This window comes from Loigolactobacillus binensis (assembly GCF_005405165.1).
Taxonomy (GTDB): domain Bacteria; phylum Bacillota; class Bacilli; order Lactobacillales; family Lactobacillaceae; genus Loigolactobacillus; species Loigolactobacillus binensis.
In genome coordinates, this window is record NZ_BJDN01000008.1 from 90,355 (window position 1) to 96,621 (window position 6,267).

General features: G+C 40.6%; 6 protein-coding genes. 1 reads left to right on the forward strand and 5 read right to left on the reverse strand.

The features are described from left to right. Positions 1 to 215: 215 nt before the first annotated feature. Both groL and groES read right to left on the reverse strand, forming a co-directional pair. Positions 216 to 1,859 (reverse strand): chaperonin GroEL, encoded by a 1,644-nt coding sequence (groL, locus tag FFM78_RS05665; RefSeq protein ID WP_137637474.1) that lies wholly within the window; start codon positions 1,857 to 1,859, stop codon positions 216 to 218. Positions 1,860 to 2,039: 180 nt separating this feature from the next. Next, the gene (groES, locus tag FFM78_RS05670) at positions 2,040 to 2,324 is read right to left on the reverse strand and encodes a co-chaperone GroES (RefSeq protein WP_137637475.1); all 285 of its coding nucleotides are present in this window, start codon (positions 2,322 to 2,324) and stop codon (positions 2,040 to 2,042) included. Between the two features lie 188 nt (positions 2,325 to 2,512). Between groES and FFM78_RS05675 the strand changes: the two genes are divergently transcribed. Beyond that, positions 2,513 to 3,148 (forward strand): type II CAAX endopeptidase family protein, encoded by a 636-nt coding sequence (locus FFM78_RS05675; RefSeq protein WP_137637476.1) that lies wholly within the window; start codon positions 2,513 to 2,515, stop codon positions 3,146 to 3,148. 353 nt (positions 3,149 to 3,501) lie between these two features. Here the strand turns inward: FFM78_RS05675 and FFM78_RS05680 are convergent, their stop codons facing one another. The 3 genes from FFM78_RS05680 to FFM78_RS05690 all read right to left on the reverse strand — a co-directional run. Then, entirely contained in the window at positions 3,502 to 4,842 is a 1,341-nt protein-coding gene (locus tag FFM78_RS05680; protein WP_137637477.1) for a glucose-6-phosphate isomerase, read from the reverse strand. Positions 4,843 to 4,994: 152 nt separating this feature from the next. Next, positions 4,995 to 5,855, reverse strand: a complete 861-nt coding sequence (locus FFM78_RS05685; protein WP_137637478.1) for a GRP family sugar transporter — start codon at positions 5,853 to 5,855, stop codon at positions 4,995 to 4,997. Positions 5,856 to 5,966: 111 nt separating this feature from the next. Next, the coding region (locus FFM78_RS05690) for an IS30 family transposase (protein ID WP_137637479.1) at positions 5,967 to 6,267 on the reverse strand (301 nt) is incomplete at its 5' end.

Sequence of the window (6,267 nt, forward strand, 5' to 3'; positions counted from 1 at the left end):
ACGTTTACGCCGAATTGACCCACAATTCAGCGTTCACGACTCCAAATCATTTTATTTCTTTTTTAATTACGACAGAAGTCATTCTACGCCATTTCCGTAGATGATTCTACCTAATTCTAAAATATGTCAAAAAAATCGTTTTATTTTTTAAAGGATAAAATATGTAAAAAAAACGCTCAACTTAATGAGCGTTCTTTAAAGTTGATTCAGTTAGCCTACATCATACCGCCCATACCAGGGGCCATACCACCAGCACCAGCTGCACCGGCACCAGCATCACTACCCTTTGGTTCTGGTTTGTCAGCAACAACTGCTTCAGTTGTTAATAACAAGGAAGAAACAGACGCCGCATTTTGTAATGCTGAGCGTGTGACCTTAGTTGGATCAATGATCCCAGCGTCGATCATGTTTTCCCACTTACCAGTAGCAGCATTATAACCGATTTCTGGGTCTAATGACTTCAAGTGTTCAACAATAACAGAACCTTCAACACCAGCATTTTCAGCAATCTGACGAACAGGTTCTTCTAATGCACGTAAAACGATGTTGATCCCAGTCTGAACGTCGCCTTCTTCTTCAAGCTTAGCAACTGCTTTGATAACGTTAACTAAAGCAGTCCCACCACCAGCGACATAACCTTCTTCAACCGCAGCACGGGTTGCGTTCAAGGCGTCTTCAATCCGATACTTCTGTTCTTTTAGTTCGGTTTCAGTAGCAGCACCAACCCGGACAACCGCAACGCCACCAGCTAATTTAGCCAAGCGTTCTTGTAATTTTTCACGATCAAAATCAGAAGTTGTGTCCGCAATTTGGGCTTTGATTTCTGCAACTCGTTGGGCAATTGTGTCTTTGTTACCAGCACCTTCAACTAAAGTTGTATTATCCTTAGTAATGGTAACCTTACCTGCTTGGCCTAATTGTTCGATATCTGTATCTTTCAATTCTAAGCCAAGATCAGAAGTGATCACGGTTGCACCAGTTAAAGCAGCAATATCTTCCAATTGTGCCTTACGCCGATCACCAAAACCAGGTGCCTTAACAGCAACGACGTTGAATGTGCCCCGGATCTTGTTCAAAACAAGAGTTGGCAAAGCTTCACCATCAACATCATCAGCAATGATCAACAAAGCCTTACCTTGTTCAACGATCTTTTGTAGTAATGGCAAGATTTCTTGAATGTTAGAGATCTTTTTATCCGTTACTAAAATATAAGGGTTGTCCAAGTCAGCTTCCATTTTGTCATTGTCAGTAACCATATATTGTGACAAATAACCGCGATCGAATTGCATCCCTTCAACAACATCTAAAGAAGTATCGATCCCTTTTGATTCTTCAATGGTAATAACACCATCATTACCAACCTTTTCCATAGCGTCAGCAATCAACTTGCCAACTTCTTGGTTAGATGAAGAAACAGCGGCGATTTGAGCAATATCATTTTTGCCGTCAACTTTATGGGAGATCTTGTGTAATTCGTCAACCGCGGCCGTAGTTGCCTTTTCGATCCCATCACGGATACCAACTGGGTTAGCACCGGCAGTCACGTTCTTCATACCTTCGCGCACAATTGCTTGGGTCAAAACAGTGGCAGTGGTCGTCCCATCACCAGCATTATCGTTAGTTTTTGAAGCTACTTCAGAAACTAATTTAGCCCCCATATTTTCGAAATGGTCTTCTAATTCGATATCTTTTGCAATTGTGACCCCGTCGTTAGTGATCGTTGGTGAACCATATGATTTTTCCAAAACAACGTTCCGACCTTTAGGGCCTAAAGTCGTTTTAACCGTATCTGCCAACTTGTCTACACCACGAAGCATTGCTGAACGTGCGTCTTCAGAGAATTTTAATTCTTTAGCCATTTTATTATTTCACCTCATAATTGATTTTTTTAGGAAGAGTGTTAAAAAAGACGTTCAGATTATGGAGTATAGCCTAGCTTAGTCATAAGATACACGCAGTGGATCGTTGCTAAGCGTAGCTATACGCAATAATCTGTCTTTTTTAACACGTTTACGCTAATCTAGAACAATAGCTCTAAATTAATCGACAATAGCAATTAAATCTTTTTCATGTAAAACAAGATAATCGTTGCCTTCATAGCTAACGTTGGTTCCCGCATATTTATCAAACATAACTGTATCATCAACTTTAACGGTTAATGGTTGAACATCGCCGTGATGATTAGCTAGACCTGGGCCTGCGGCAACAACTTTACCGGTTGTTGGTTTTTCTTTAGCGTTAGAAGCTAAAACAATACCACCAACGGTTTTTTCTTCTTCATCTGCAACTGCAACAATGACACGATCGCCTAATGGTTTTAACACGTGTAATCCCTCCGTTTTACAATAATCAATTTTTAGCACTCTTAGCATCTAAGTGCTAATCACAATATTCATAATACCATGTTCGTTTCGGAATGCAAGTTTTATGTCCAAAAAAATACACTTACCTTTTCTTTTATTCCGAAAAACGCTAATCTAATAACAAGATACTTTATGCAAAGGAGTACATTATGTCTCTGAAAAAAAACGTTGTTGCCACCTTAAGCACCTACCTGATTATTTTTTTATTTCCGGCGTTATTAAATTTGTTTTTTCATCTTGGCAGCCAAATCTATTGGATTCAAACCGTTGATTATATTATTGGTGCACTAGTACTGACTTATTTTTATTGGCGTACCCGCGAACGGCCCGCTTTGGAGCAAAAAAAAGTTGCCAGTCGCCAAATCATCGGCTTAGGCCTATTAGGTGTTGTTGCTGCTTTAATCGCCCAATTTGTGGCCAATTTAATTGATCTATTTTTATTTCATTCAATTCCTAGTTCGGCTAACACCACCACAATTTTAACGATCATCAAAAGTTATCCCTTCTATATTTTGGCAACAGTGATCGCGGCCCCGATCATGGAAGAGCTTGTCTTTCGGCGGACAATTTTTGGTTCACTAGTTCCTTTTACCGGTCAAGTTGGCGCGGCACTGATTGCCAGTGTTATGTTTGCCATGGCTCACAGTGACGGTCATTTATTAGTTTATACTGCTATCGGTTTAGTTTTCTGTTACCTTTATCAAAAAACGGGCCGAATTCAGACTTCGATCCTTAGCCATATGTTGATGAATGCGATGGTAATTGGTATTAGCTTATGGCGTTGAACTTAAATCAGGCTTAATTTAACCTGAATTTACGCCGAACTATTGCGACACATTATTAAAAAATCGCATCAATAAAATAAGCTTCACCGAATAAGGCTAAAGAACCATTTCACTTTAAAAGGGCTATAAAAATCGGGTATATTAAGCTAAATCCAACGCTCGCCACAGAATTTATTAAGACTAACGTGAATGCCGACAGACAAAAAGTACTGTATTGATCAGTATAATAATTGGATTGAAAAGTAAACAAAAGCCCCTGAAATCGTAAATTCAAGGCTCGTCTAAGTCACGAGCTAATCATTACGATTTCAGGAGCTTTTTAATTTATTATAAAAAGTGCTACAAACCCTATATTACAGGCGTTCGTTTAATTCTTTGCCTAACTTTTCAAAGCCGGGTTTGCCTAATAATGCGAACATGTTCTTCTTGTAAGCTTCAACCCCAGGTTGGTTAAATGGATTAATACCATTCAAATAACCAGAGATAGCAACCGCACGTTCGAAGAAGTAGATCAAGTAGCCTAAAGTAAAGGCATCTTGTTCTGGAATGTGGACACTCATTACCGGTACACCGCCATCATTATGCGCTAAAACAACCCCTTGGTAAGCTTTAGTGTTAACAAAATCAATGGACTTGCCTTGTAAATAAGCTAAACCATCTAGATCACCATCTTCGACGGGAACAGTTAAGTCGTGGTTTGGTTTGTCAACTTTGACAACTGTTTCCATCAAGTTACGCCGACCTTCTTGAATATACTGACCCAATGAATGCAAATCAGTCGTGAAATTAGCTGAAGATGGGTAGATTCCCTTTTGATCCTTACCTTCAGATTCACCCATCAATTGCTTCCACCATTCGGAGAAATATTGCAAGGTTGGTTCGTAGTTTTCTAATAATTCAGTTGTGTAACCTTTACGGTACAAAATATTACGTAAAGCAGCATACTTGTAAGCATCATTTTTAGTGACATCAGCATCGCCATAAGCATCTTCAGCTGCAGCAGCACCTTGCAGCATTTGGTCAATATTGCCGCCGGCAACCGCGATTGGCAATAAACCAACTGGTGTCAAAACAGTGAAACGGCCACCGGTACCATCAGGGATAATGAAGCTTTCATACCCTTCGGCGTCGGCCTCTTGCTTCAAAGCGCCGTTAGCTTTATCAGTTGTGGCATAGATCCGACCTTTAGCACCAGCCTCACCATATTTAGCAACCAACTTTTCTTTAAAGACCCGAAAAGCAATTGAAGGTTCCGTTGTTGTACCGGACTTAGAAATAACGTTGATCGAGAAATCACGGTCACCGATCAAGGCCAACAAATCATGGAGGTAAGTGGAACTGATCGAGTTGCCAGCAAAGAATACTTGTGGGGCTTTGCGATCTGGTGCCATATTGTAAAATGTGCTGCTCAAGAAATCAATCGCCGCACGTGCACCTAAATATGAGCCGCCAATACCGATAGCGACAAATACTTCAGAATCGTTTTGAATTTTTTTAGCTGCGGCTTTGATCCGAGCAAATTCAGCCTTATCGTAATCATGTGGTAAGCTTACCCAGTCGAGCATTTCTGATCCCACACCAGTGCCCTCAACCAATTGTTTATGTGCTGCAGTGACCATTGGTTGAATTTCGTTTAATTCGTTATCATGGACAAACTGACTAACGGCGGAATCATCGAATGTAATATGTGCCATTAAAAATAGCCTCCCTTAATATAGTAACTACCAGAAATAACTTTAGCCGCTTTGCCAATAAATTGCAAGCAAGTTTATGGGCTGAAAGGGCTTTAAAAAGTGGACAATAAAAAAACTGCTAGCGTTTTTGCCAACAGTTTTTCTATGCTTTATTAAGCTTTCATATAACCAAGTAAGATCCCGCCACCAATAACGAACAGGCAGCCAACCACTACATAGATCATTTCACGCTTGGTTTTCTTTTCTCCAAGCAAGAAAATACTACCTAGTGTAGAGATAATAATCCCTGTTTGTGACAATGAATAAGAAACCGCTAAGCCGACTTTGGGAATCGAAAGGAACATAAAAATATTTCCAGCACCCCAAAGTAAGCCAGTAATGATATTTTTAATTGTTGCAACATTGCGAACATCTTTACCCATTGCCATAATGATCGCACCGATCAACATCCCAATAGCTTGTGGTAAGATCACCGCAATTGCGTTAACTTGACCCCAATCAACAACGATCGTATAACCAACATAACCGATGGTCGAAATCAATAGGATCCGTAAGCCACGACTTAATTCTGAACTCTCTTCCTTAACCACCCGACTAGCCGGATCATTACGGGACGTCAAAGTTGCCCCAACGATCAAAATAATTAGTGCTAAAACACCAAGACTGACCTCCCGACCAGTTTGCCACTCGTGAAATAGCAATGCGCCCGCTAACGTATTACCAACAAGTTGCATCCCAGTGGACATCGGTACCGTTCGGGAAACCCCCATTACTTGCATAGACTGGAATTGTTGACCTTGACCAACGCTCCACAATAAACCAGAAGCGATCCCGACAAGGAATACCTTTACATTTAATACAGGATGGTAAGCAAAGTAGGCTCCCAACGCAAAAACTAACGCCCCGATGGTCATCCCTAGTGTCTGTTGATGTGCAGTACCACCAAGCTTACCACTTACTAAACCGATACTGCCCCAACAAACGGCTGGGATCAGCGCAATTAAAATACTCACGAAATTTCCCTCAATTCTCTCTTAATTTACGAAAACCAATTTTACCGGTTACAAACTAGGGATGCAACCTTTTTTTACTTTGGCAGATTGCAAGAAATAACTTGAACAAATTTAGTAACGCAGATTACGCAAAAAGATCTCAATCGGTGTTCGCCAATTTAAACATTTGAGTGGTCGGGAATTCAAATACCAGTTAATTTGAATCAATTCATCATCGGTAATCTCATCAATCGGTTGACCTTTGGGAATGAAGCGGCGTAGTACTCGGTTGCGATTTTCATTACTGCCTCGTTCATGTGGCGAATAAGCGTGCGCAAAGTACAGCGGAACACCGGCCTGTTCTTCAATCAAATTGTAGTTGGCGAATTCTTTCCCATGGTCAACAGTAAGGGTCTTGAGATTATCTCCTAAC

Bases quoted from the DNA above. Each gene is read 5' to 3' on its own strand.
- FFM78_RS05680 (WP_137637477.1), bottom strand. From the start codon at position 4,842: ATGGCACATATTACATTCGATGATTCCGCCGTTAGTCAGTTTGTCCAT.
- FFM78_RS05675 (WP_137637476.1), top strand. From the start codon at position 2,513: ATGTCTCTGAAAAAAAACGTTGTTGCCACCTTAAGCACCTACCTGATT.
- groL (WP_137637474.1), bottom strand. From the start codon at position 1,859: ATGGCTAAAGAATTAAAATTCTCTGAAGACGCACGTTCAGCAATGCTT.